The 25,029-nt window shown below is 66.1% G+C and carries 23 protein-coding genes and 2 tRNA genes; 11 read left to right on the forward strand and 14 right to left on the reverse strand.

The window, feature by feature from the left end; all coding sequences use genetic code 11:
• Positions 1–36: 36 nt before the first annotated feature.
• Positions 37–1,272, reverse strand: a complete 1,236-nt coding sequence (locus ASE13_RS06635; protein ID WP_056612862.1) for a TetR/AcrR family transcriptional regulator — start codon at positions 1,270–1,272, stop codon at positions 37–39.
• Positions 1,273–1,413: 141 nt separating this feature from the next.
• Between ASE13_RS06635 and ASE13_RS06640 the strand changes: the two genes are divergently transcribed.
• From ASE13_RS06640 to ASE13_RS06660, 5 genes are all read left to right on the forward strand, one after another.
• Positions 1,414–2,697 carry an acyl-CoA dehydrogenase family protein gene (locus ASE13_RS06640; RefSeq protein WP_056612864.1) on the forward strand — a complete coding sequence of 428 codons (1,284 nt, stop codon included), beginning with the start codon at positions 1,414–1,416 and terminating at the stop codon, positions 2,695–2,697.
• 149 nt (positions 2,698–2,846) lie between these two features.
• Entirely contained in the window at positions 2,847–3,932 is a 1,086-nt protein-coding gene (locus ASE13_RS06645) for a Zn-dependent alcohol dehydrogenase (RefSeq protein ID WP_056612865.1), read from the forward strand.
• The gene (locus ASE13_RS06650; protein ID WP_056612867.1) at positions 3,929–4,948 is read left to right on the forward strand and encodes a phosphotransferase family protein; all 1,020 of its coding nucleotides are present in this window, start codon (positions 3,929–3,931) and stop codon (positions 4,946–4,948) included. Before ASE13_RS06645 ends, ASE13_RS06650 begins: the two co-directional genes overlap by 4 nt.
• A gap of 111 nt (positions 4,949–5,059) precedes the next feature.
• Positions 5,060–5,827 carry an SDR family oxidoreductase gene (locus ASE13_RS06655; RefSeq protein ID WP_056614848.1) on the forward strand — a complete coding sequence of 256 codons (768 nt, stop codon included), beginning with the start codon at positions 5,060–5,062 and terminating at the stop codon, positions 5,825–5,827.
• Positions 5,828–5,845: 18 nt separating this feature from the next.
• Entirely contained in the window at positions 5,846–6,631 is a 786-nt protein-coding gene (locus ASE13_RS06660) for an SDR family NAD(P)-dependent oxidoreductase (protein ID WP_056612869.1), read from the forward strand.
• On the opposite strand, the gene ASE13_RS06665 is transcribed toward ASE13_RS06660, so the two are convergent.
• From ASE13_RS06665 to ASE13_RS06690, 6 genes are all read right to left on the reverse strand, one after another.
• Complete coding sequence (locus tag ASE13_RS06665; RefSeq protein WP_056612871.1) at positions 6,628–7,521, reverse strand: PhzF family phenazine biosynthesis protein; 894 nt, start codon at positions 7,519–7,521, stop codon at positions 6,628–6,630. The two genes, ASE13_RS06660 and ASE13_RS06665, sit on opposite strands and share 4 nt — an antisense overlap.
• 16 nt (positions 7,522–7,537) lie before the next feature.
• On the reverse strand, positions 7,538–8,419 hold the full coding sequence (locus tag ASE13_RS06670; RefSeq protein WP_056612873.1) for an acyl-CoA thioesterase: 882 nt from the start codon (positions 8,417–8,419) through the stop codon (positions 7,538–7,540).
• 135 nt (positions 8,420–8,554) lie between these two features.
• Entirely contained in the window at positions 8,555–9,658 is a 1,104-nt protein-coding gene (locus tag ASE13_RS06675) for an acyl-CoA dehydrogenase family protein (RefSeq protein ID WP_056612875.1), read from the reverse strand.
• Positions 9,659–9,786: 128 nt separating this feature from the next.
• The gene (locus ASE13_RS06680) at positions 9,787–10,947 is read right to left on the reverse strand and encodes an acyl-CoA dehydrogenase family protein (RefSeq protein ID WP_056612877.1); all 1,161 of its coding nucleotides are present in this window, start codon (positions 10,945–10,947) and stop codon (positions 9,787–9,789) included.
• A 167-nt stretch (positions 10,948–11,114) separates the two neighbouring features.
• Positions 11,115–13,142, reverse strand: a complete 2,028-nt coding sequence (locus ASE13_RS06685; RefSeq protein WP_056612879.1) for a 3-hydroxyacyl-CoA dehydrogenase NAD-binding domain-containing protein — start codon at positions 13,140–13,142, stop codon at positions 11,115–11,117.
• Positions 13,143–13,298: 156 nt separating this feature from the next.
• Positions 13,299–14,528 (reverse strand): serine hydrolase domain-containing protein, encoded by a 1,230-nt coding sequence (locus ASE13_RS06690; protein WP_235536868.1) that lies wholly within the window; start codon positions 14,526–14,528, stop codon positions 13,299–13,301.
• 143 nt (positions 14,529–14,671) lie between these two features.
• Between ASE13_RS06690 and ASE13_RS06695 the strand changes: the two genes are divergently transcribed.
• The gene (locus ASE13_RS06695) at positions 14,672–16,435 is read left to right on the forward strand and encodes a class I adenylate-forming enzyme family protein (protein ID WP_056612882.1); all 1,764 of its coding nucleotides are present in this window, start codon (positions 14,672–14,674) and stop codon (positions 16,433–16,435) included.
• A gap of 117 nt (positions 16,436–16,552) precedes the next feature.
• On the opposite strand, the gene ASE13_RS06700 is transcribed toward ASE13_RS06695, so the two are convergent.
• Entirely contained in the window at positions 16,553–16,840 is a 288-nt protein-coding gene (locus ASE13_RS06700) for a GIY-YIG nuclease family protein (protein ID WP_056612884.1), read from the reverse strand.
• Between the two features lie 2 nt (positions 16,841–16,842).
• Positions 16,843–18,351: a glycerol kinase gene (locus ASE13_RS06705; protein WP_056612886.1), complete on the reverse strand. Its 1,509-nt coding sequence runs from the start codon at positions 18,349–18,351 to the stop codon at positions 16,843–16,845.
• Between the two features lie 181 nt (positions 18,352–18,532).
• Here ASE13_RS06705 and ASE13_RS06710 point away from each other — a divergent pair, with 181 nt between their 5' ends.
• The 4 genes from ASE13_RS06710 to ASE13_RS06725 all read left to right on the forward strand — a co-directional run bounded on the left by ASE13_RS06710 (position 18,533) and on the right by ASE13_RS06725 (position 20,963).
• Positions 18,533–19,669, forward strand: a complete 1,137-nt coding sequence (locus tag ASE13_RS06710) for an AI-2E family transporter (RefSeq protein ID WP_056614851.1) — start codon at positions 18,533–18,535, stop codon at positions 19,667–19,669.
• Positions 19,670–19,712: 43 nt separating this feature from the next.
• Positions 19,713–19,789 (forward strand) — tRNA-Asp (locus ASE13_RS06715).
• 83 nt (positions 19,790–19,872) lie between these two features.
• Positions 19,873–19,949: transfer RNA gene (locus tag ASE13_RS06720), tRNA-Asp, on the forward strand.
• Positions 19,950–20,048: 99 nt separating this feature from the next.
• The gene (locus ASE13_RS06725; RefSeq protein ID WP_156404765.1) at positions 20,049–20,963 is read left to right on the forward strand and encodes a hypothetical protein; all 915 of its coding nucleotides are present in this window, start codon (positions 20,049–20,051) and stop codon (positions 20,961–20,963) included.
• Here the strand turns inward: ASE13_RS06725 and ASE13_RS06730 are convergent.
• The 5 genes from ASE13_RS06730 to ASE13_RS06750 form a co-directional block, all read right to left on the reverse strand.
• Entirely contained in the window at positions 20,960–21,382 is a 423-nt protein-coding gene (locus ASE13_RS06730) for a DoxX family protein (protein WP_082596409.1), read from the reverse strand. The two genes, ASE13_RS06725 and ASE13_RS06730, sit on opposite strands and share 4 nt — an antisense overlap.
• Positions 21,383–21,415: 33 nt before the next feature.
• Entirely contained in the window at positions 21,416–21,649 is a 234-nt protein-coding gene (locus tag ASE13_RS20240) for a DUF2842 domain-containing protein (RefSeq protein ID WP_268801283.1), read from the reverse strand.
• Complete coding sequence (locus tag ASE13_RS06740; protein ID WP_200955582.1) at positions 21,631–22,185, reverse strand: 5-formyltetrahydrofolate cyclo-ligase; 555 nt, start codon at positions 22,183–22,185, stop codon at positions 21,631–21,633. The genes ASE13_RS20240 and ASE13_RS06740 overlap by 19 nt, the downstream gene beginning before the upstream one ends.
• Before the next feature lie 225 nt (positions 22,186–22,410).
• Complete coding sequence (locus tag ASE13_RS06745) at positions 22,411–22,713, reverse strand: cell division protein ZapA (RefSeq protein WP_056612897.1); 303 nt, start codon at positions 22,711–22,713, stop codon at positions 22,411–22,413.
• Complete coding sequence (locus tag ASE13_RS06750; RefSeq protein ID WP_056612899.1) at positions 22,713–22,901, reverse strand: hypothetical protein; 189 nt, start codon at positions 22,899–22,901, stop codon at positions 22,713–22,715. The genes ASE13_RS06745 and ASE13_RS06750 overlap by 1 nt, the downstream gene beginning before the upstream one ends.
• A gap of 214 nt (positions 22,902–23,115) precedes the next feature.
• On the opposite strand from ASE13_RS06750, the gene tkt reads away from it, so the two are divergent.
• Entirely contained in the window at positions 23,116–25,023 is a 1,908-nt protein-coding gene (tkt, locus tag ASE13_RS06755) for a transketolase (RefSeq protein ID WP_235536935.1), read from the forward strand.
• Positions 25,024–25,029: the final 6 nt, after the last annotated feature.

Raw genomic sequence — 25,029 nt, forward strand, 5'->3', positions numbered from 1 at the left:
AAGGGACGGGCTCGCGGGAGACCGCGGGCCCGTTTCTCAGGCGCCCAGCACCCGATCGTCGAACAGGCCGAAAGCGAGCGTGGAGGCATAGAATGCCACGGCCTTTTCGCGCGGCATGGTGCTAGCCCATTTGCGCATGTCGAACGCGGCGTTCTGGAGCGCCATCAGTGCCTGCGATGCGACGAGCGGATCGATCGCGCGGATCGAGCCTTCGGCGATGCCGTCCGACAGCATGCCGGCGAAGCGGCGGGCGATGCGGTTCGAGCGGTCGATCATCGTGGTGCGCACGCGCGGCGGCAGGCCGGACAGCGCAGTGGTGCGCAGCAACGGGCCGCGCTCGGAGAATTGATAGTCGAGCAACGTGGCGACGGTGCTCTCCAGCCGCTCCCAATGGCTGCCTTCGTGGCTCTCGGCGAGGCGCTGGGCATCGGCGATGATGTCGAAGCTGCGCTTGTAGCAGGCGATCACCAGCTCATCCTTAGCATCGAGATGGTGGTAGAAGCTGCCCTTGGTGACGTTGAGTTCGGAAGCGATGCGCTGGACCGAGGCGCCGCGATAGCCGAGTTCGTTGATCAGCCGCGTGGCGGCGAGCAGGAAGGCCTCGCGCCCCGGCTCGGGCTCGTCATGCTCGAGATCGAGCATCTCCGGCGCCCAGTCCTGGCCCGGCGCGGCGATGCCGGAGCGGAACACGTCCATCAGCCGCGCCTCGACGCGCGGATATTCGTCGACTTCGTAGCGCGGCAGCCAGGCAGTGAGCCAGAAGGTGTTTTCGAGCAGCACATGCGCCCGGGCGCCGTGCAGGTCGGTCTCGGCGCGGGTGGCGCCATTGCCCCAGAGATTGCGGGTCTTGCGGAAGATGTTGCGCCAGCCGGTGAGGAGCTGACCCTTCATCGGGTCCTCCATCGCGCGCAGGTCCGAGAGGATCGCGAAGTCGCGCTCTTCGCCGCGGCGGATGCGCGCGAGCCGCTCCATGTTGATGTTGAGATAGCGCGCCACGCGTGCTTCGGGCGTGGGCTCCTCGAGCGCGGCGTCGAGCATCGCGTCGAGCCGTTCGAGCGTCTGCTCGAAGGCGGCGGCGGCGAGATCCTCCTTGCGCTTGAAATAATAGGTGACCGAAGTCGTGTTGAGCCCGACGCGGCGCGCCACGTCGGCGAAGGTCATTCCCTTCGCGCTCTGTTCGTTGATCGCGTCAGCGGCCGCGGCGAGGATCGCGTCGCGTTTTGCCTGGAAGCGCTTGGTGCTTCCGCCTTCGATGTTGCCCGGTGCATTCATTGCAACTCAGCTTAGCGATTTCGCCGCGCAGCCAAAGCGTTTTTTGAAGGTGCATGTCTCGAATTTCGCTGCGTCGTTCCCCTTTACCGAATATGCGGTACGGTCTAGGCAGATCCAAACAACAGTCTGGAGAGTGCTGCGATGGACTTCACGCTGAGCGAGCGGGAAACCTGGTTCCGCGACCGGGTGAAGTCGTTCATTGATGGCGAGATCCGCCCGCGCGATGGCGAGTATCGCGCGCAGCAGAAGGAGGGCGATCGCTGGAAAGTGCTGCCGGTGATCGAGGAGATGAAGGCCAAGGCCAAGGCGGCCGGGCTGTGGAATTTCTTCATGCCGCCGCATTCGGGCCAGGCCCATGTCGACGACAGTTTCGCGTTCGAAGGCACGCAGCTCAGCAACCTCGAATATGCCTTGTGCGCCGAGGAGATGGGGCGGCTCGGCTGGGCCTCGGAATGCTTCAACTGCTCTGCGCCGGACACCGGCAACATGGAAGTGCTCCACCGCTACGGGACGCGCGCACAGAAGGATGCCTGGCTCAAGCCGCTGATGCACGGCGAGATCCGATCGGCGTTCCTGATGACCGAGCCGGCAGTCGCCTCGTCCGATGCGACGAACATCGAGACGCGGATGGAGCGGGACGGCGATCATTATGTGATCAACGGGCGGAAATGGTGGTCGTCGGGCGTGGGCGATCCGCGCTGCAAGATCGCGATCGTGATGGGCAAGACCAGTCCCGAGGCTTCACGCCATGCCCAGCAGAGCCAGATTCTGGTGCCGTTGGATGCGCCCGGCGTGAAGATCGAACGGATGCTTTCGGTTTTCGGGTATGATCATGCCCCGCACGGGCACGGCGAAGTATTGCTCGAGAATGTGCGCGTGCCGGTGGAGAATGTGCTGCTCGGCGAGGGGCGCGGGTTCGAGATCGCGCAGGGCCGGCTCGGGCCGGGGCGGATCCATCACTGCATGCGCACCATCGGCGTGGCCGAGGAAGCGATCGAGGCGATGGCGAAGCGGCTGGTGAGCCGGGTGGCGTTCGGCAAACGGCTCTCGGATCATTCGGTGTGGGAACAGCGCATCGCGCGGGCGCGGATCGACATCGAGATGACCCGGCTTTTGTGCCTCAAGGCGGCGGACATGATGGACAAGGCGGGCAACAAGGCGGCGCAGCTCGAGATCGCGATGATCAAGGTGCAGGCGCCGACCATGGCGCTGCAAATCATCGACGACGCGATCCAGGCGCATGGCGGCGCCGGCGTGTCGGACGATTTCGGGTTGGCACATGATTGGGCGGGGATCCGCACGCTGCGCCTCGCCGACGGGCCGGACGAAGTCCACAACCGAGCGATCGCGCGGGCGGAGTTCGGGAAACATGGGGACTTCAAGGCGGATCGGGTGTCGTCGGGCGAGATTGGGGTGAGCCGGTAACTACCAACGTCATCCCCGCGAAAGCGGGGACCCATCTCGTGCTCCCGCCACGCATACAACAGCAGTTTTGCGGGGTGCACGCGCCGGAGATGGGCCCCCGCTTTCGCGGGGGTCACGAAGAAGAGACGGATGATCGGTTAGGAGTACACATGAAAGCAGCCGTACTTTTCGAAGCCGGGAAGCCGCTGGAGATCGCCGAGGTGCAGGTCTCGAAGCCCGGGCCGCGCGAGGTGCTGATCCGCACCGTGGCGTGCGGGGTGTGCCGCTCGGACCTGCACTTCGTCGACGGGGCATTCCCGCATCCGGTGCCGACCGTGCCGGGGCACGAGGCGGCGGGGGTGATCGAGGCGGTGGGCAGCGACGTTGCACATCTGAAGCCCGGCGATCATGTCATCACCTTCTTCACGGTGTTCTGCGGATCGTGCGAGATGTGCGTCACCGGGCGGCCATCTTTGTGCATCGATCCCTCGACCCGGCGCCCTGCCGATGCCGAACCGCGATTGAAGCTTGCCGACGGGACGCCGCTCGCGCCGTTCCTCAATCTCTCCGCCTTTGCCGAGATGATGCTGGTCCACGAAAATGCCTGCGTGGCGATCAGCAAGGAGATGCCGCTCGATCGCGCCGCCTTGCTCGGCTGCGCGGTGATCACCGGCGCGGGGGCGATCTTCAACGACAGCCGGGTGCGGCCCGGCGAGACCGTCGCGGTGATCGGCGCGGGCGGGATCGGGCTGGCCGCGATCAATGCGGCGAAGATCGCCGGGGCCGGGCAGATACTCGCGATCGACCCGATGCCAGAGAAGCGCGAGCTGGCGATGAAGCTCGGCGCCACGGGCACGCTCGATCCCAATTCCGAAACGATCGTCAAGGACGTGCTCAAGCGCACCAATGGCGGCGTGCATTATGCGATCGAGGCAGTCGGCCGGCCGAACACCGCCGAGCTCGCCTGGAACATCCTCCGCCGCGGCGGCACCGCGACGATCCTCGGGATGATCGCACCGGGCGGCAATGTCAGCCTGCCGGGGCCGACTTTCCTGACCGGCAAGAAGATCCAGGGCTCGCTATTGGGGAGCACGCGCTTCCCGATCGACATGCCGCGGCTGGTGCAGATGTATCTCGACGGGCTGCTCGATCTCGACACCATGGTGGCCGAGCGGATCACGCTGGGCGAGGTCAATGAGGCGATGGAGAAATTGCGCGGCGGGCACAGCGTGCGCTCTGTGATCGAATTCGCATGAGCGACCTCGACGAAGCGAAGCTGGGCGAATGGCTGGCGGGCAACGTCGCGGGCTTTGCCGGGCCGTTCAGCGTCGAGAAGTTCGCAGGCGGGCAGAGCAATCCGACCTATCGCGTTGATGCGGAGAGCGGATCCTATGTGCTGCGCCGGAAACCGTTCGGGCCGATCCTGCCTTCGGCGCATGCCGTCGAGCGCGAGCACCAGCTGATCGCGGCGCTGCATCCCACCGGCTTCCCGGTCGCGCGGCCTTATGGGCTTTGCGAGGATCCCGAAGTGATCGGCGCGCCATTCTACATCATGGAGATGGTCGAGGGACGGACCTTCTGGGACGGTGCGCTGCCCGACATGGCGCCAGGGCAGCGGACCGCGGTGTACGAGGCGATCGTCGATACGCTGGCGGCGCTGCATTCGGTCGATTGCGCCGCGGTGGGGCTGGGGGAATACGGCAGACCGGGCAATTATTTCGAGCGGCAGGTGGCGCGCTGGTCGAAGCAATATCGGATGAGCCAGACCGACGACATGCCCGAGGTCGAGAAACTGATCGAATGGCTGCCGCGGACGGTGCCGCCCCAGACGCGGACTGCGATCGTCCATGGCGACTTCCGCATCGACAACATGATCTTCGATGCCGCGCAGCCCAGGGTGCTGGCGGTGCTCGACTGGGAATTGTCGACGCTCGGCGATCCGCTGGCGGATTTCTCTTATTTCCTGATGAGCTGGGTGACCGAGCCCGAGGGGCGTTCGGGGGTGAAGGGCCTCACCGGGCCGGCGACGGGGATTCCGACGATCGAGGCGGTGGTCGAGCGCTATTGCGCGGCGACGGGACGCGACGGGGTGCCCGACCTCAATTGGTATTTCGCCTACAATCTGTTTCGGCTGACCGGGATCGTCCAGGGAATCAAGAAGCGGATCATCGACGGCAACGCCTCGAGCGATCAGGCGGCGAAGACCGTCGAGCGGCTGCCGGGGCTGGCGGCGTCGGCATGGCATTTCGCGCGGGAGGTGGGGGCGGCGTGACGGCAGGCATCCGCTCGTGCTGAGCTTGTCGAAGCACGCCGACCCACCCGGCCTTCGCTCGCGGAGAGGTGCCCTTCGACAAGCTCAGGGCGAATGTATTTGGAGAATCAGATGAGCGGATTGTTCGACCTGACCGGCAAGGTGGCGATCGTCACCGGATCGACGCGGGGGATCGGCCGGGCTTCGGCCGAGGCGCTGGCGGCGCACGGCGCGAAGGTGGTGATCTCGAGCCGCAAGCAGGATGCGTGCGACGAGGTTGCGGCTGCTCTTGACGCGCAATTCGGCGAAGGCACGGCGCTGGCGGTTGCGGCGAGCATCTCGGACAAGGCTGCGCTCGAACATCTGGTCAACGAGACCCGGCGCGTGTTCGGCCGCGTCGACATTCTCGTCTGCAATGCCGCGTCGAACCCCTATTATGGGCCGCTCGAGGGGATCGCCGACGATCAGTTTCGGAAAATCCTCGACAATAACATCCTGTCCAACCACTGGCTGATCCAGATGGTCGCGCCCGAGATGCGGGCGCGGAAGGACGGATCGATCATCATCGTCTCGTCGATCGGCGGACTGCGCGGGTCGTCGGTGATCGGGGCGTACAACGTTTCCAAGGCGGCGGACTTCCAGCTCGCGCGCAACTATGCCGTCGAGTTCGGGCCTGACAATGTGCGGGTCAATTGCATCGCGCCGGGGCTGATCAAAACCGATTTCGCGCGGGCATTGTGGGAGGATCCCGAGCGGATCAAGGTCACCAATTCGACCACGCCCTTGCGCCGGATCGGCGAGCCGGAGGAGATTGCCGGCGCGGTGGTGTATCTGGCGAGCAAGGCCAGTGCGTTCATGACCGGACAGGCGATGGTGATCGACGGCGGCGTTACGATCTAGGCCTGACGAGGAGGGAATATGCGCTTCAAGGACAAGGTCGTCATCGTAACCGGCGCAGGATCGGGGATCGGGCGCGCCACCGCGCGGCTGTTCGCCGAGGAGGGTGCGAATGTCGTCGCCGCCGACCTGAGCGAGGCGGTGGACGAGACCGTGGCCGGGCGGGACAATATGCTCGCGATCCGGATGGATGCGGGCGACGAGGGCGATGTCGAGCGGCTGGTCGCCACCGCGTGCGAGCGCTTCGGCGGGCTCGACATCTTCTATGCCAATGCCGGCATTTCGGGCGGGGCTTCGGGCATCTTCGATTCGACCGTCGAGCTTTGGACCGAAGTGCTGCGCGTGAACCTGGTCGGCCCGGCACTGGCGATCAAGCATGCCGGGCCCAGGATCGTCGAGCGGGGCGGCGGCGCGATCCTGTGCACGGCCAGCGTTGCGGGGCTGCGCTCGGGTGCGGGCGGGCCGGCTTATTCGGCGAGCAAGGCGGGGGTGATCAACCTGGTACAAACCGCGGCGCAGCAGCTCGCGACCTCGAATGTGCGGGTCAATGCGATCTGCCCCGGGTTGATCGAGACGGGAATGACCGCGCGTGCCTTCGAATATGCGCGCGAAACGGGCAAGGAAGACAAGCTCGGGCGGCTCAATCCGCTTCGCCGTGCGGGCGCACCGGAAGAGATCGCGCGGGTGGCGCTGTTCCTCGCGAGCGACGAGGCGAGTTACGTCAATGGCCAGGCATGGGTGGTCGATGGCGGGCTTTCCTCCAGCCATCCCGTGACGCGGCAGGAGTTCGGCAAGCCCGCTTTCTAGAGCGTCGCCTCGCCACGCAGCACGGGAACACAGCTGCCGCCGACGCTGGCGCGGATGCCTTCGGCGGCGCGCCAGGCGCGGAGGCGGAGGTCGCTCGGGCGGCCCATCTCGACGCCCTGGGTGACTTCGAAGCGGGCTTCATCGCCGCCGAGGATCGAGAGCAATAGGGCGGCGAGGGTGGCATTGGCGCTGCCGGTGGCGGGATCCTCCCAGGTGCCTGAGAGCGGTGAGAACATGCGGGCACGAATGCGATTGCCGTCGCGGGCGTAGAGGAAGATCGACAGCCGATCGCCGGCGCCGAGATGCTCTTCCGCCACGCGGCGATAGATGGCGATGTCGGGAAGTGCACGCGACAGTGCGTCGGCGGCGACTTCGACGAGAGTGAAATCGACCCCGACGCTGGCGCGGGTGGGGATGTGCGTGGTGGTGACGAGGTCCACGGCGGTAAGGCCGATGCACGACGCGATTGCATCGACCGGCAAGGTGCCGAGGATCTGGAGCGGTTGGGGGGCGTCGATCTCGGCGCCGGTGGCATTGCCTTGGGCATCGCGGGCGATGCGGATTTCGACGAGGCCGGCGATCTCCTCGAAGCGCAGGACGTCGCCGGCTTCGGGGCGCAGGCCGGCGAGGACATAGCCGGTGCCGACATTGGGGTGGCCGGCGAACGGCATCTCGGCGGTACGGTGGAAGATGCGGACCCGCGCAGTGTTGGCAGGATCGGAGGGCGGGAGGACGAAGGTCGTCTCGCTATAGTTCATCTCGGCGGCGAGCGCCTGCATCTCGGCGTCGCTCAGCCCCTCGGCGGCAGTGAATACCGCGAGTGGATTGCCGCCGAAGCGAGTGTCGGTGAAGACGTCGAGGGTGACATACGGAAAGCTGCGCGTTGCCATGCGCCGCTCTTAGTTCCTAGCGGTCGTTGCGCAAGCGGATCAGGCCTTCCTGCGCGACGCTGGCGACGAGGCGCCCGTCGCGGCTGTAGATCTTGCCGCGGTTGAACCCGCGCGCATGGCCGGCCCAGGGGCTGTCGGTGGTGTAGAGCAGCCATTCGTCGAAGCGGAACGGCTCATGCATCCAGATCGCGTGGTCGAGGCTGGCGGTCTGAACGTCGCCGGTCATCCAGCTGACCCCGTGCGGGAGCAAGCAGGTGCCGAGCAGGGTCATGTCGCTGGCATAAGCGAGCATCGCCCGGTGGAGCGCGAGATCGTCGGGTAAGGGGGCGACGACGCGGAACCAGCTATGCTGGACGGGCTCCATCCTGTCGGGGGCGAACCAGTTGCGCGGGTTGACCGGACGGATCTCGATCGGGCGGGCGCGCAGGAAGAAGCGGCGGAATTTCTCGGGAACCTGGTCGCGGATCTGCTCGCGCAGTTCGCGCTCGGAGCGAAGGTCGTCGGGATCGGGGACGTCGGGCATCGCGTCCTGGTGGTGCAGGCCCTCGGACGGCGTCTGGAAGCTCGCCGTCATGTTGAGGATCGGCTGGCCCTTCTGCATCGCGATGACGCGGCGATTGGCGAAGCTGCGCCCCTCGAAATCGCGGACGACGCGGAAGATGATCGGATGGTTCTCGTCGCCCGGGCGCATGAAATAGGCGTGGAGCGAGTGCGCGGTCTTGTCGCCGTCCACCGAGCGTTGCGCGGCCTGCAGTGCCTGCGCGATGACTTGCCCACCGAAGACACGGCCGACGCCACCGGGGAGGCGGGGGCCGCGGTACAGGTCGGTGTCGATCTCCTCGACGTCGAGCAGGGTGGTGAGCTGGGTTACCAGCTCGGCGGGGGTGGGTTCAGGCATTATTCGTCACCCCTGCGAAGGCGGGGGCCCATCTCCGGGACGCGCCGCGCGCATAACAGCCGTTGTACCTCGTGGCCTCTGCACGAGATGGCCCCCCGCTTTCGCGGGGGTGACGGTATTGGGTTTGGAGGCGCATCAATATCCCGCCGCCTGGGCCAGCGCATCGGCGTGGAAATTGGTGTCGCCGAACAGCTCCGCGAGGACCCGCGCGCGCTTCATGTAGAAGCCGATATCATATTCGTCGGTCATCCCGATGCCGCCGTGCATCTGGATGCCTTCCTGCACCGCGAGCGTCGTGGCGAGGCCGGTCATCGCCTTGGCGACGGAGACCGAGTCTGCCGCGCGTTCATCGCCGGCGTCGAGCAGTTGCTGCGCCTTGAGCACCGCGGCGCGGGCGACTTCCATCTCGCTGTAGAGATGCGCGGCGCGGTGCTGGAGTGCCTGGAAGCTGCCGATCAGCTGGCCGAACTGCTTGCGTTCCTTGAGGTACGACACAGTCATGTCCATCGCGCCGCCCCCGACGCCGAGCAATTCGGCCGAGGCGCCGGTGCGGCCGGCGGCGAGCAGGCGGGCGAGGGGGGCTTGGTCGACTTCGCCGACCACGGCATCGGCATCGACTTCGACGCCGTCGAAGCTGAGTCGTGCGGCGAGGCTGGCGTCGGCGAGGCGCCGGGGATCGGCGGTGAGCCCCTTGGCGTCCGCGGGGACGGCGAAGAGCGTGGTGCCATGGTCGGTCGCGGCGGCAACGAGGAGCAGGTCGGCGACATGGCCGTGCGCGACAAACTGCTTGGCGCCGGTGAGGCGGAAGCCATTGCCGGCGCGCTCGGCCTTCATTTCGATCTTGCCATCGTGCTTGGCGCGCTCGTCGATCGCGAGCGCGGCGACGGCCTCGCCGGCGAGGATGCCGGGGAACCAGCGCGCGGCGTGCGGGGTGCCCTTGAGTGCTTCGACCGCGACGACGGCGGTGGTGAGGAAAGGCGAGGGCGAAAGGTTGCGGCCGATCTCCTCGAGTACCACGCCCGCTTCGACATGGCCGAGGCCGAGGCCGTTGTCCGCCTCGGGGATCAGGATGCCGGTCAGACCGAGTTCGGCGAACTGCTTCCACAAATCGCGCGAGAAGCCGGTCGCGTCGTCGGCGTCGCGCAAGCTCCGCATGTGGCTGACGGGGGCGTGCTCGGCGACGAAGTCGCGCGCGGTGTCGCGGAGCATCTGCTGTTCGTCGGTTAGGTAGAGGGGCATTTCTTTCTTTCCTTCCCCCTCTCCCGCTTGCGGGAGAGGGGCGGGGTGAGGGTGAGTCAGATCAATCAGCCGGTCGAGTGAGGCCACCACACACCCTCACCCAACCCTCTCCCGCAAGCGGGAGAGGGCTAAGAAGGCAAATCCAATATCCGCTTGGCGATGATGTTGAGCTGGATCTCGCTGGTGCCGCCTTCGATCGAATTTGCTTTCGTGCGCAACCATGCGCGCGGGGCGGCGCCGTGGTTCGAGGCTTCGCTTTCCCACTCGAGCGTGTCCGATCCACCCGCGGCCATGATCAGCTCGTGGCGGGTCTTGTTCAGCTCGGTGCCGTAGTACTTCATCATCGAGGGCTGGGCGGGATGCGCCTTGCCCGCCTTCAATTCGTCGATGAAGCGTTCCGACATCGCCGCAAAGGCTTTCGAGCGCACTTCGAAAAGAGCGATCTGGGCGCGCAGGATCGGGTCGGCACCCTTGCGTGCGGCCTCGATCAATGGATCTTCGCCGCGGCTGGCAAGGCCCATGCCCGAGATCATCTCGCGCTCATGGCCGAGCAGGTATTTGGCGACGTCCCAGCCCTTGTTCTCGTCATGGACGCGATTGACCTTGGGGACCTTCACATTGTCGAAGAAGGTCTCGCAGAAGGGCGAATAGCCGCTGATCAACAGGATCGGTTTGGTCGACACGCCTTCGCTGGCCATGTCGAACAGCAGGAAGCTGATCCCGCCCTGCTTGTTGGTCTTGTCGGTGCGGACGAGGCAGAAGATCCAGTCGGCCTGATCGGCATAGCTGGTCCACACCTTCTGGCCGTTGACGATATAATGGTCACCGGCGTCTTCCGCCGAGGTGGCGAGTCCGGCGAGGTCGGAGCCGGCATTGGGTTCGCTATAACCCTGGCACCAGCGGATTTCGCCGCGGGCGATCTTGGGGAGATGCTCGCGCTTCTGCTCCTCGGTGCCGTATTTGAGCAGCGCCGGGCCGAGCATCGAGATGCCGAAGCTGTTGAGCGGATTGCGGCATTTGAGGCGCGCCATCTCCTCGCGGAGGATCTTGGTCTCGGCGGGAGTGAGCCCGCCGCCGCCATATTCGCTGGGCCAATCGGGGACGGTCCAGCCGCGTGCGCCCATCCGGTCCATCCAGATTTTCTGGTCGGGGTGCACGAAGACGGGGTTGCGGCCGCCCCAGGTGGCGTCCTTTTCGCCGCGCATCGGGGTGCGCATGGTGGGAGGGCAATTCTCCTCCAGCCAAGCGCGGGTCTCGGCGCGGAAGGTTTCGACGTCGGTATCAGGCATCCTGGTTCTCCATACCCTCTCCCGCCTTCGCGGGAGAGGAGCGAGACTTGGCAGCTTTGCTGCCTAGTCGCAGCGGTGAGGGTCTTCTTCGATCGGTCGTGACGGGCAGAAGAAGAAGACCCTCACCCAACCCTCTCCCGCGAAAGCGGGAGAGGGCTAGGAAGGCGTCACTTGTTGAACTTCTCGCCCTTCTCCGCCTTTTCGCGGAGCAGGGGGGCGACTTCGAAACCGTATTTCTCGAGGCCGTCGACGATCTTCTTGAGGCCTTCGGTGTCGGCCCAGAACATCGGGCCGCCGCGGTACGGAGGCCAGCCATAGCCGTACACCCACACCACATCGACATCCGACGCACGCTGGGCCATGCCCTCGGCGAGGATCAGCGCGCCTTCGTTGACCATGGTGTAGAGCGTGCGGACGACGATCTCCTCTTCGGTGACCTCGTGCTGGGGCACGTTCAGTTTCTCGCGCCACTCGGCGATGAGCTCGGCTACGCGGGGGCTGTTCGAGGGCGTGCGCTTTTCGTCATAATCGTAGAAGCCGGCGCTCTTCTTCTGGCCCCAGCGGCCCTCGGCGGCGAGCGCGTCGCGGATGTTCTCGATGCGGTTGGGATCGCGGTGCCAGCCGATGTCGACGCCGGCGAGATCGGCCATCTGGAACGGCCCCATCGGCATGCCGAAGGCGACATGGACCTTGTCGATCTGCTCGGGCGTGGCGCCTTCGAGCAGCATCTTGTTCGCCTCGACCTGGCGCGGCATCAGCATGCGATTGCCGATGAAGCCGTAGCAGACGCCCGCGATGACCGCGACTTTCTTGATCTTCTTGCTGAGCGCCATCGCGGTCGCGAGCACGTCGTCGGCGGTCTTGGCGCCCCGGACGATCTCGAGCAGCTTCATCACGTTGGCCGGCGAGAAGAAGTGGAGGCCGAGCACGTCCTGCGGGCGGCTGGTGACCGCCGCGATCTCGTCGATGTTGAGATAGGAGGTGTTCGAGGCGAGGATCGCGCCGGGCTTGGCGATCTTGTCGAGCCGACCGAACACGTCCTTCTTGACGTCCATGCTCTCATAGACCGCCTCGATGATCAGGTCGCACTCGGCGAGATCATCGAAGTTCAAGGTCGGCTTGAGGAGGCCCATCGCGCCTTCGACCTGCTCGGCGGTCATCCGGCCCTTGGCGGCCGTGGCCTCGTAGTTCTTGCGGATCGTGCCGGTGCCGCGATCGAGCGCGTCCTGCGCCATCTCGACGATGGTCACCGGCACGCCCGCGGTGAGGAAGTTCATCGAGATGCCGCCGCCCATCGTGCCGGCGCCGATCACGCCGATACGCTTGATGTCGCGCAGCTGGATATCCTCGGCGATGCCGTCGATCTTCGTCGCCTTGCGTTCGGCGAAGAAGATGTGGCGGAGCGCAGCGGACTGGGTGCCCATGATCAGCTTCATGAAGCCCATGCGCTCGGCCTGGACGCCCTCGGCATAGGGCTTGCCGGCGGTCGCCTCGATCAGATCGACGATGGCGTTGGGGGCGTCCATGCCGCGGAAGCGCTTCGCATTCGCCTTGCGGAAGGCTTCGAACACCGCGGGATCGACAGTGACGGGACGCTCGCTAGAGCGCGAGACGGGCTTGCCGATGACTTCCTGCGCGAAGGCGACGGCGTCGGCGAGGAGATTGCCTTCGGTCGCGAGGCGATCGACGAGGCCGACGGCTTTCGCTTGTTCAGCCGAGATCGGATCGCCCTTGGTGGCGAGTTCGAGCGCCGTCTCGACGCCCGCGACACGCGGCATGCGCTGGGTGCCGCCGGCGCCGGGAAGGATGCCGAGCTTGACTTCGGGGAGGCCGAACTTCGCGCTGGGGACGGCGATGCGGTAATGCGAGGCGAGCGCGACTTCGCAGCCACCGCCGAGCGCAGTGCCATGGACGGCGGCGATCACCGGCTTGTCGAGCGCCTCGATCTGATCGACCAGCACGGGGAGCGAGGGCTCCTGCATCGCCTTGCCGAACTCGGTTATGTCGGCGCCGGCGAAGAAGGTCTTGCCCGCGCAGGTGATCACGACCGCCCTGATGCCGTCATCATTCTTCGCTTCCTCGATCCCGGCCTGCAGGCCCTGGCGGACGGCGGCGCCGAGCGCGTTCACCGGCGGATTGTCCGACGTGAGGATCAGGACGTCGCCCTGACGGCTGGTGGTGATGGGGGAAGTCATTTCATTCTCCTGTAAGCCTGTACCGTCATCCCCGCGAAAGCGGGGACCCATCTCGTGCGCTAACGCGACAGTACGACAGCTGTCGTATCGGCGGAGCGTTCCGGAGATGGGCCCCCGCTTTCGCGGGGGTGACGAAGGGGGTGGAAGCGGCGCTGATCATGAATCAGCCAGCGCCGAATAGATCATGGTCTTGAGTTCACGGCGGATCGGGTAGCGCATCGAGGGGGTGAGCTGGGTCATGAACACCATGTGGATGCGCTCGACCGGATCGATGAAGAACGCCGTCGAGAACATCCCGCCCCAATAATATTCGCCGGCCGAGCCGGGCATCAGCGTGCGCGCGACATCGGTGGTGATCGCGAAGCCGAGCCCGAAGCCGACGCCGGCATTAGTGGTCTCGCTGAACAGCGCCTTCGACATCGTCGCGAGGTCCGAACCGCCGGGGAGGTGGTTCATCGTCATCAGCTCGATCGTCTTCGGGCTGACGAGGCGGACGCCGTCGAGTTCGCCGCCGTTCAGGCAGAAGCTGCAGAAGCGGTGATAGTCGAGCGCGGTCGAGACGAGGCCGCCGCCTCCGGAGATCAGCCGGGGGAAGCGCGACCAGGCGGAGGCCTCGCCGCGATCGTACATCACGCGCTTGCCGCTGGCCTCGTCGAGCGCCCAGCAATCGGAGAGGCGGGCGATCTTGTCCTCCGGCACTTGGAAGAAGGTGTCGTTCATGCCGAGCGGAGCGAGGATGCGTGTCGTGAGGAAGGCGTCTAGCCGCATGCCCGAGACGCGCTCGACCACGGCGCCGAGCACATCGGTCGACACCGAATAATTCCATTCGGCGCCGGGGGAGAATTCGAGCGGGAGCTTGCCGAGCGCCGCGACGAATTCGTCGAGCGTCAGATTGCCGTGCCAGCTCTCGATCTTCGACTCGCGATAAGCGGCGTCGACATTGGTGCGGTTCTGGAAGCTGTAGGTGAGGCCCGAAGTGTGGCGGAGCAGATCGATCATCCGCATCGGTTCGGCTGTGGGCGCGGTCGTGAAGGGAGAATTGCCGCCCCCGCCGGCATAGACACCCACCCCCTTCAATTCGGGAAGGACATGGTGGACCGGGGTGTCGAGCGACACCTTTGCCTCCTCCACCAGCATCATGAAGGCGAGGCTGGTGATCGGCTTGGTCATCGAGGCGATGCGGAACAGCGTGCCTTCGTCGACCGAGGCTCCGCCTTCGCGGGCAGGGCCCTGATGCGAGAAATGCACGATCTCGCCACCCTGGGCGAGGAGCAGCTGTGCATGGGGCAGCTTGCCCGAGTCGAGATAGTGCTCCTTCACGAATGCATCGATCCGCGCGAGCCGGGAAGCATCGAATCCGTAGCGTCCGGGCCGTGTCATGTGCATCGGGAGCGGCATACCTCTCGTTCGAATCCGGTCAGGCGCACCTTATCCGTGGTGCGCTTCCCCTATTGCCTTGAGCGCGACACGAATCAACACTAACGTTGTTTCCGGTTGGGCAGCGACGCCCAAACCCAATGTTCAGAAATATGGAGAGACTTGGCTTGGCTCCCGAACCGATCGTGCCGCTCGACCCCGACTGGCCCAAAATGTCGCTAGAGCAGACGAAGGCGCTGCTGACTGCCCCCGGCGCGAAGTTCGAGATGGAGACGATCGACATTCGCGGAGTGCCGACTCGGGTGTGGAAAAACGCGCCGCCATCGCTGCGGATCCTCGCGCAGATGGTGCGAGCCTATGGCGCCCGCGAGTTCACGATCTACGAGAAGGAGCGCGTGACCTTCGAGGCGAACTATCGCGCCACTGCCCAGATCGCGCACAAGCTGGTCGAGATGGGCGTGAAGAAGGGCGACCGCGTCGCGCTGGCGATGCGCAATCTGCCCGAATGGCCGGCGATCTTCTTCGCCGCGGTGAGCATCGGTGCGATCATGGTGCCGCTCAACGCCTGGTGGACCGGCGGCGAGCTCGAATATGCGATGAAGGATTCGGGTGCCAAGGTCCTGTTCGTCGATGGCGAGCGGCACGAACGGCTCAAGCAATGCTACGATCAGCTGCCGGGCCTGGAGCGCGTGGTGGTGAGCCGGGCCAAGGGCGTGCTGGAGGCGCCTGCGATCGCGCTCGAATCGCTGATCGGCGAGACGGGCGGCTGGGGCGAACTGGAGGATATCGGTTTCCCCGACGCCGAAATCGCGCCCGACGACGACGCGACGATCTTCTACACCAGCGGCACTACCGGCAGCCCCAAGGGCGCATTGGGGACGCACCGCAACTTCGTCACCAACATCATGTCGAGCGCCTATGTCGCGGCGCGGACGATGCTGCGCCGGGGCGAGATTCCGCCGGCGACGCCCGAGCCCAAGGTCATGCTGCTCGTCATTCCGCTGTTCCATGTGACGGCGTGTTCGGCGGCGATGATGGGCGCGGTCGCTTCGGGATCGACTCTCGTGTTCATGCGAAAATGGGAGCCCGAGCTGGCGATGGAGATCATCCAGCGCGAGAAAGTCAACGCGACCGGCGGCGTGCCGACCATCGCGTGGCAACTGCTCGAGCATCCGGCCCGCGCCGATTACGACCTGTCGAGCCTGGAGACGATCGCTTATGGCGGCGCGCCTTCCGCGCCCGAGCTGGTCAAGCGGATCTACGAGGAGTTCGGCGCGCTGCCCGGCAATGGCTGGGGGATGACCGAGACCACCGCGACGGTGACGACGCATTCTGGCGAAGACTATCTGAGCCGGCCGACCAGCGCCGGACCTCCCGTAGCGGCGGCGGACCTGAAGATCATGTCGGTCGAGGGCGACCGCGAACTGCCGCTGGGCGAGGTGGGCGAATTGTGGGCGCGCGGGCCGATGATCGTGAAGGGCTATTGGAACAAGCCCGAGGCCACCGCGGCGACCTTCGTGGACGGCTGGGTGCGGACGGGCGACCTCGCGCGGCTCGATGAGGACGGATTTCTCTATGTCGTCGACCGCGCCAAGGACATGATCATCCGCGGTGGCGAGAACATCTATTCGAGCGAAGTCGAGGATGTCCTCTACGCGCATCCGGCGGTGACCGATTGCGCATTGGTCGGCATGCCGCACCGGACGCTCGGCGAGGAACCGGTGGCGGTGGTCCACCTCGCGCCGGGCGCCTCGGCGACCGAGGCCGAGCTGCAGGATTGGGTGCGCGCGCGGCTGGCAGGGTTCAAGGTGCCCGTGCAGGTGCGCTTCGCGAGCGACGTGCTGCCGCGGAATGCGAATGGGAAAATATTGAAGACCGAATTGCGGGCGCTGTTCGCGGGCGAGGCGGCGGCCTGATCTTACCCTTCGTCACCCCCGCGAAAGCGGGGGCCCATCTCCTGGACTTTCCGCGAATACGTCCGCGGTAGATCGGGAGAGCACACGAGATGGGTCCCCGCTTTCGCGGGGATGACGTTATTTGTTGATGTCGAACCAAAGGTCCCGCCAGCCGGGATTGGACTCTTCGATCAGCGCCACTTTCCATGCGCGATTCCATTTCTTGATCCGCTTTTCGCGAATGATCGCGTCCTCGATCCTCTCATGAAACTCGACATAGACGAGGCGGAGAATTTCGTGCTCTGCGGCGAAACGGCTGCCGGTGCCTTCGCGGTGTTGCATGATCCGTTGGGCGATGTCGGCGGTGACGCCGGTATACAGCGCGCCGTTCTTGCGGTTGGTGACGATGTAGATGTACCCGCCCATCTCTACTCGCTCGCCCGTGGGGGGGGCGGGAGATGGGTCCCCGCTTTCGCGGGGATGACGATATTTTGGACGGCCTTTGCCCAGCCTTCGAGCCTCGCGTTCCGTGCACCAGCCTTGAGCTTCGGCTCGAACGTCCGGCAGCTCCCGCGCATCGCCGCCGCCTCCTCCAGCCCGTTGAACAACCCGCAGCCCACGCCCGCCAGCATCGCTGCCCCCAATGCGGTGGTCTCGGCGAAATCCGGCCGATCTACGGGCACGCCGAGCATGTCGGCGAGGTCTTGCGCCAGCCAGTTGTTGGTGATCATGCCGCCGTCGACGCGCAGCCGCGCCCAGTCCGCCCCATCGGCAGCGAAGGCGGTTTTCAGGTCGTGGCTCTGGTGCGCCATGGATTCGAGTGCGGCGCGGACGATGTGCGCGCGGGTGCTGGAGAAGCTGAGCCCGGAGAGCGATGCACGCGCTTCCGGCTCCCACCACGGCGCGCCCAGACCGCTCAAGGCCGGGACGAGATAGACGCCGCCATTGTCGGGGACGGAGCGGGCCAGCGCCTCGGTCTCGGGCGCGGTCTCGATCAGGCCGACCGAATCGCGGAGCCACTGGATCAGGCTGCCGGCGACGAACACCGAGCCTTCGATCGCATAAGTGCGGCGGCCGTCGAGTTGCCAGAGCACGGTGGCGAGCAAGCGGTTCTTGGAGGCGGGTGGAGCGGTCCCCGCATTGGTGAGGACGAAGGCGCCGGTGCCGTAGGTCGCCTTGGTATCGCCCTTGGCGAAGCACGCCTGGCCGATCGTCGCGGATTGCTGATCGCCGGCGAGGCCGCAGATCGGGATCTCGCCGCCGAAGAGTTTGGTGACGCCGAAACGACCGGCGCAGTCGATGATCTCGGGGAGGGCGTCGCGGGGCGCCGAGAACATGTCGAGCAGTCCGTCGCTCCAGCCACCCGATCCGAGTCCCATCAGCAAGGTGCGCGAGGCGTTCGTGGCGTCGGTGATGTGGAGGCCATTGGTGAGCTTCCACACCAGCCAGCTCTCGATCGTGCCGATGGCGAGGCGGTCGCCCGCTTGCTTGAGCTGGGGCCAGTTTTCCATCGCCCAGGCGATCTTGGTGCCCGAGAAATAGGGGTCGAGCAGCAGGCCGGTGCGGGCCTGGACGCCGGGTTCCTCGCCGGCCTCGCGCCACGCGCGGCACATCGCGGCGCTGCGCCGGTCCTGCCAGACGATCGCGGGGGCGAGCGGCTCGCCGGTCGACTTGTCCCAGAACACGATGGTCTCGCGCTGGTTGGTGATCCCGATCGCGGCGATTGCCTGCGCGCCGCCCGCCTTGTCGATCATTGCCTGCGCGCAGGCCCGGCTGCGGGTCCAGATCTCGGCGGCGTCGTGCTCGACCAGCCCGGGACCGGGATAATGCTGGGTGAGCTCGGCGGATTGGGTGCCGACGCATTTGCCCGACGGTTCGAACAGCATCGCGCGGGTGGAGGTGGTGCCCTCGTCGAGGACCAGCAGGAGTTCGCCCATGAAGCCAGCCTAACCCGACTGGCAGGGCGTTGCTACCGCCCCTTGCGGCTCCTAGAAGCGAGGAGAAGGAGAGAGCAGGGTGGACGATCAACCCGGGGCGATGGGCGGCAGCAGCGAGGGCGAGGGCATTCGACCCGTGGCGCCGCGCGAGCCCTTGCCGGCGCCCGAAGGCCAGGAGAGCATGGGCGACGGGCTCAAGCGCGACCGGCTGATGGCCGCGCTGGCGCTGATGATCGGCATCGGGCTCCTGTTCCTCATTCCCTTCGCGCTCAAGGAGGGGTCGCCCTTTTTCCTGCCGCTCACTGCCGCGCTGGTGATCGCGATCGCGATGGTGCCGATGCTCGAATGGCTCGAGCGGCACCGGATGCCGGCGCCGCTGGCCGCTTTGACCTGCGTCTTGCTCTTCCTGATTGCCGCGAACATCGCGCTCGCCTCGATCGTGGTGCCGGCGTGGCAATGGATGCAGCGGCTGCCCGAGAGCATCCCGCAGATTCAGCACAACCTCGAGCCGCTGATCCGCTTCTATTCGAACCTCGAGCGGTTCGTGGACCGGACGCTGACCAATTTCGCCGCCGCGCCGGCGCGGCAACCGGAGACGATCGCCGTGGCGCCGCCGCGCTCGCTGCTCGATCTGTTCACTACGTCGGCGCCGTCGGCGCTGATCGAAATGTTCTTCGCGATCCTGGTGATCTATTTCTTCCTGTCGGGCTGGACCCGGCTCAGGCGCAACGCGATCACCCGGCGGGCGAGCTTCGGCGGCGCGATGGCGACGGCGCGGGTGATCCAGGACGTGGTCGACGATACTTCGGCCTATCTCGGCACGATCACGCTGATCAACGTCACATTGGGACTGATCGTCGCGGGAGCGCTCTGGGCGATCGGCATGCCGACGCCGTTGATGTGGGGCGGCATCGTCGCCTTGCTCAACTACATCCCGTATATCGGCCCGGTGATGGCGGCGTTGCTGCTCGCGATAGGCGGGCTGATGAGCTTCCCCGACATCTGGTGGGCGCTGCTGCCTGCCGTGCTGATGATCGGCGCGCATCTGATCGAGGCGAATGTGGTGACGCCGCTGATCGTGGGCCACCGGCTGACGATCAGCCCGATCCTCATCCTCGTCTCGCTGAGCTTCTGGGGATGGGTGTGGGGGACGCCCGGCGCGCTGCTCGCGGTGCCGCTGCTGATCATCATCCAGACCGTGCTCAACGCCGCGGGCAAGCCCGATATCGCCGGATTCCTGTTCGAACACGGCACGCTGATCCGCCATCCGGGGGAAACCCATGCGCACCGCCGGCAGAGTCGCGACCAATCCGGTTGACACCCCCGGAAGCCGGGGTTAGTGGCGCCTCCTCGCTTCGAGAGCGGGTGTAGCTCAGTTGGTTAGAGCGCCGGCCTGTCACGCCGGAGGTCGCGGGTTCGAGCCCCGTCACTCGCGCCACGCGGGATCCCTTGCGGGAATTCCGATGTGGTCAAATCGTAGCGCCTTCCAAGATGCGGCATGCGTCGCCCCGCCTGGTTCAAGCGGGTGTAGCTCAGTTGGTTAGAGCGCCGGCCTGTCACGCCGGAGGTCGCGGGTTCGAGCCCCGTCACTCGCGCCATGCCGTTCCCATCGCTGTCATTGACAAGCGGGGGCACTCCTATAGCTTCACATCTGCATAACAAAGCAGGTCGCCGTCCGTCCATCCGAGGAGGAAGCGATGCGATCCCGTGTCTTCGCCCAAGTTTTTTCGGCGCCCGCCTTGCTGGCCGCCGCCCTGCTGCTTTCGGGTTGCGGAGCCCAAAGGGACTCCGCGGAGAATGTCAGCGCGGTGGACTATGGCGAAGACGCCTATACCGGCGACAACGCAGCCGAGAACGTCGAAGCCAACGCCACGGGGCCGGAATCGAACGTCGTGACGGTGAACGCCAGCGCCGGCGACGACGTTGTCTTTTGCGAAGCGGTCGACCAGGACGCCAGCGCATCGGAATGCCGGCGCTACACGCGCGAGCGCGCCAACCTGCAAGCCGGTCTCGGGGTGTTCGAGGCGCCCAAGCAAATGAAGCTGGGTGAGAGCCGCGACCTGGTGCTGAGCGTGGGCAAGAAGGCCAATGCCGAAGACGTGCACGCCACGGTCGGCACCGAGCGCGCCAAGCATGTCGAAATCACTACCCAGGTCGGCCACTATATGACCGCCACGTTGAGCGGCGGCGGGTTCGACATCACGCCTCCGGGGCCGCAGGCCAAGACGCTGGCGGCGGACCGAAGCGAGGTCTGGCAGTGGCGGATCAAGGCGAAGGAGGAAGGCGCGCAGAAGCTGATGCTGACCATCTCGGTCGACGCCCAGGCGGCGGATGGCTCGCGCTCGCGCTATGACCTGGAGACCAGGACCTTCGACATCGCAGTGAACGTCACCGACAGCGAACGCCGCGCGCGCAAGGCACAGGAGATCAAGAAAGACCTCGACGCCGGCACCATTGTGCTGAGTGGGCTCGAGAAGCTGTTCATCGCGCTGGCGGCGGTCGTCGTGGCGCTGGGCGGGGTGTGGATCGCGATCCGGACCTTCGGCAAGAAGAAGGACGCCGAGAAACCGAAGGGCGAAGCCCCGAAGGACGATGGGCCCAAGAAGGACTAGCGGCGGGAGAACATCGCATCGATCGCATAGCGGCCCGCGCCGAGCGTCGCGAAGAGCAGCCCGAACAGGATCAGGCTGGTCGCGGGAAAGGCGGCGCGGATGCCGAGCCTGGCATCGACCATCGCGAGCGCGACCGCGAAGTTGACGGCGCAGAGCAGCCCCGCCCAGCGCGTCGCGAGCCCGAGCACGAAGGCGACGCCGCAGGCGAACTGCGCCCAGACCGAAATCAGCGCCATCCATTTGGGCTGGGGAAAGCCGTGCCCGGCGAGGAAGCGCGCGAACTCGGCCATGCGCGCGGCGCTCTGGATATTGTCCCAGACGCCCCAGATCAGAAAGGCGCCGACGACAAGGCGCGCCAGCAGCAATGCCGCATCCGAATACCCTGCAAAACCCGCACTACGCCTGCGCCCGAAAGCCATATTCTCTCCCTTGTTCCCCGATCACGCGACCGCTCAGTCGCGTCTCATTCTCCAGCGCCCGGTTTCCATCCAGAGCAGCAGGGGCTTGAGCGGTGCGATCCAGACGATGCCGAGCACCACATAGATCACCAGCTGGACGAGGATCGGCAGGCTGCCGATCTCCGCCGAGAAGCTGGCGACCAGCACCACCCAGACGAGGATCAGCAGCAGGATCGCGAGCATGCCCGCAGGCTTGCGCCAACTCGCCTTCACTTCTCCGCGTGCCACAACATGCCTTCCTCGGTGATGATCGCGTGCAGCGGCACGTCCCAGATATCGGCGGGGATAGCAGGGACTTCCTGTACCGACCATGCCACGCCGACGCGCCAGGCCGCCTCGTAGCGGGCGAAGGCGCGGTCGTAATGGCCGGCACCCTGGCCCAGGCGATTGAGGCGGCGATCGAACCCGACCAGCGGCGTTAGGATGACGTCGGGCGCGACTTCGGGGCTTGCGGGATCAGGCTGGCGCAGGTTGAACGGACCTGCGACGAGCGGCTCGCCGAGCTGCCAGGCGAGGAAGCGGATCGGCGCGCTGCGATCGACGACGAAGGGCAAAGCAAGCCTGCACCCGGCGGCAGCCGCAGCGGCTGCGAGCTGGGTCGGATCGGCTTCGCTGCCGACCGCGCAATAGGTTGCGACGGTCATGCCTTCGCGGATGCGCTCGACAAAGGCCTCGGGCGCGAGGATGGCCGTCGTCGATTCGGCGGCGAACTGGTCGCGATCGGCACGGAGCTTCGCGCGGAGCGCGGGTTTGTCCAGAATCATGCGCGAATGCGGTGGCGGGACCGCCATGGCCGTTTGCCAGAATATCCTCTGACGCCTGTTACGTCAGGTGGGAACCATGTGCGACAGACCAGGATCTGCACAGGGACAGCTCCCATGGATGATGAATAGCCTCAGGGATAATGCCAAGGCTCGTACCGGGCAGTGCCCGCCGCATATGCATTTAGGGTGGCGGGCGCGGAGAAGCAACCGCGCCGACGTGCGATTTCAAGCCTCGGCGGCGTCTTCTTCCAGCGCAAGGGCCACGGCTTCGAGGCGATCGGCGATCCGCTCGAGCAGCACCGGCGAAACGCCTTCGGGCGGATTGCGCTGCACTTCGTCGACCATGTCGGCGAGAATCAGCGCGAGATACACCAAAGTCCGCTCGGCGTTGAGCCCGCCCGAGGCGCGATGCGCGGTGACCGCATGCTCCTGCAGGATCGATTCGAGGTGGCGAAGATGCGGCTCGTCGCCTTCGCGCGCGGCGACGGAATAGGTACGTCCGGCGATGGTGAGGTCGATATCGGCCATTACTCGGCTTCCACGTTCGACGTCTCGCGGGCGATCAGCGCGTCGAGCGAGCTCACCGCTTCCTCGATCCGTGCGCGCAATTTGGCGTGGCGGCTGGCGAGACGCGCAGTGGCGTAGGCGCGCGCGGCTGCTGCTGCCTCGATCCGCGCGAGCGCCTGTTCGATCCGGTCTGCAGGGCTTTCGGCCATGTTATATCGATTAGGCAGAGCGAGCGGGCGCGGCAAGAGCGCATGCGCCGAACGGCCCATCGATTCTTCGGGAGCGGCCAGCGGCTTTGCCGAACCGGGCCCGTCGAGCGGTTGACGCGCGGGCGCGTGCGTCCCAAAGGCGTCCGCGACCAGCAGGGGAGTCCACGTGTCCGCATCCTTCACCGACTGCGCCAATGCCATCCGCGCGCTATCGATGGACGCCGTGGAGGCCGCCAATTCGGGGCATCCCGGCATGCCGATGGGCATGGCCGACGTCGCCACCGTCCTGTTCCAGAACTATCTGAAGTTCGATCCCGCCGATCCGCACTGGCCCGACCGCGACCGCTTCGTGCTCTCGGCGGGGCACGGATCGATGCTGATCTATTCGCTGCTCCATCTGACCGGCTATGCCCGGCCGACGCTGGAGGACATCCGCAACTTCCGTCAGGTCGGCAGCCCGTGCGCGGGGCATCCCGAGAATTTCGAGCTGGCGGGAGTCGAGGCGACTACCGGGCCGCTGGGGCAGGGCGTGGCGATGGCGGTGGGCATGGCGATTGCCGAGCGGCACCTCAACGCGACCTTCGGCGACGCGCTGGTCGATCACCGCACCTGGGTGATCGCCGGCGACGGGTGCCTGATGGAAGGCATCAACCATGAGGCGATCGGGCTCGCCGGGCATCTCAAGCTCGGGCGGCTGATCGTATTGTGGGACGACAACAAGATCACGATCGACGGCGCGGTGTCGCTCTCGTCGAGCGAGGATATCCCCGCGCGCTACACCGCGACCGGCTGGCATGTCGTCGAGTGCGACGGGCATGACGAAGCGAGCATCACCGCAGCATTCGATGCAGCGCTCGCCGATGAGCGGCCGTCGCTGGTCCGCTGCCGGACGATCATCGGCAAGGGCGCGCCCAACAAGCAGGGTTCGTCCAAAGTGCACGGCGCGGCACTGGGTGCGGACGAAGTCGCCGCTGCGCGCGAGACCTTGGGCTGGCACTATCCTGCTTTCGAGGTTCCCGAAGAGATCCGCGCGGCCTGGCTGGCGGCGGGGAAGCGCGGCGCGGAACCTCATGCTGCGTGGCGGCAACGGCTGGCAAGCGACGGCAATCACGCGGCTTTCGAGAAGCGCGGCAATGTCTCGCCCGACTGGCTGAAGCCCTATGTCGACGGCCTGCTCGCCAATCCGCAGAAGGTCGCCACGCGGAAAGCGTCCGAGATGGCGCTCGAGGCCATCAACGTGGCATTGCCCGAGACGATCGGCGGCTCGGCCGATCTAACCGGCTCGAACAACACGCTGACCAAAGGCCTCAAGCCGCTCACCGCGGCCGATTATTCGGGCCGCTACGTCTATTACGGTATCCGCGAGTTCGGCATGTCGGCGGCGATGAACGGGATGGCGCTGCATGGCGGCGTGATCCCCTATGGCGGCACCTTCCTCGTCTTCTCCGACTATGCCCGGCCGGCGATCCGGCTCTCGGCACTCCAGCGGACGCGCGTCGTCTATGTGATGACGCACGATTCGATCGGCCTCGGCGAGGACGGCCCGACGCACCAGCCGATCGAGCACGTGATGAGCCTGCGCGTCATGCCCAATCTCGACGTCTATCGCCCGTGCGACACGATCGAGACCGCGGAATGCTGGGCATTGGCGCTGGAGAAGACCGACGGCCCGTCGCTGCTCGCGCTCTCGCGACAAAATCTGCCGCAGCTGCGCACCGACGGCGGCGAGAACCGTTCCGCCAAGGGCGCCTATCGCCTGCTCGCAGCCGAGGCGGAGCGCCAGGTGGTGCTGATCGCCACCGGCTCCGAAGTAGAGATCGCGGTCGCCATCCGGACAGAGTTGGAAGCGCGGGGAATCGGCACCGACGTGGTGTCGATGCCGAGTTGGGAGCGCTTCGATGCCCAGAGCGCGGAATATCGCGACGATATCCTTCCCCATCACGTACTGCGCGTCTCGATCGAGGCGGGCACGACGATGGGCTGGGAGCGTTATACCGGGATCGCCGGCATGCGTTTCGGCATCGATGGATTCGGCGCATCGGGCCCTGCGCCCGCGCTCTACGAGCATTTCGGCCTCACCGCCGCGGCAATCGTGCCGCAGATCGTGGCGGCGCTCGCCTGAGCACCC

The sequence above is a fragment of the Sphingomonas sp. Root241 genome, assembly GCF_001428865.1.
Lineage (GTDB): Bacteria > Pseudomonadota > Alphaproteobacteria > Sphingomonadales > Sphingomonadaceae > Sphingomonas.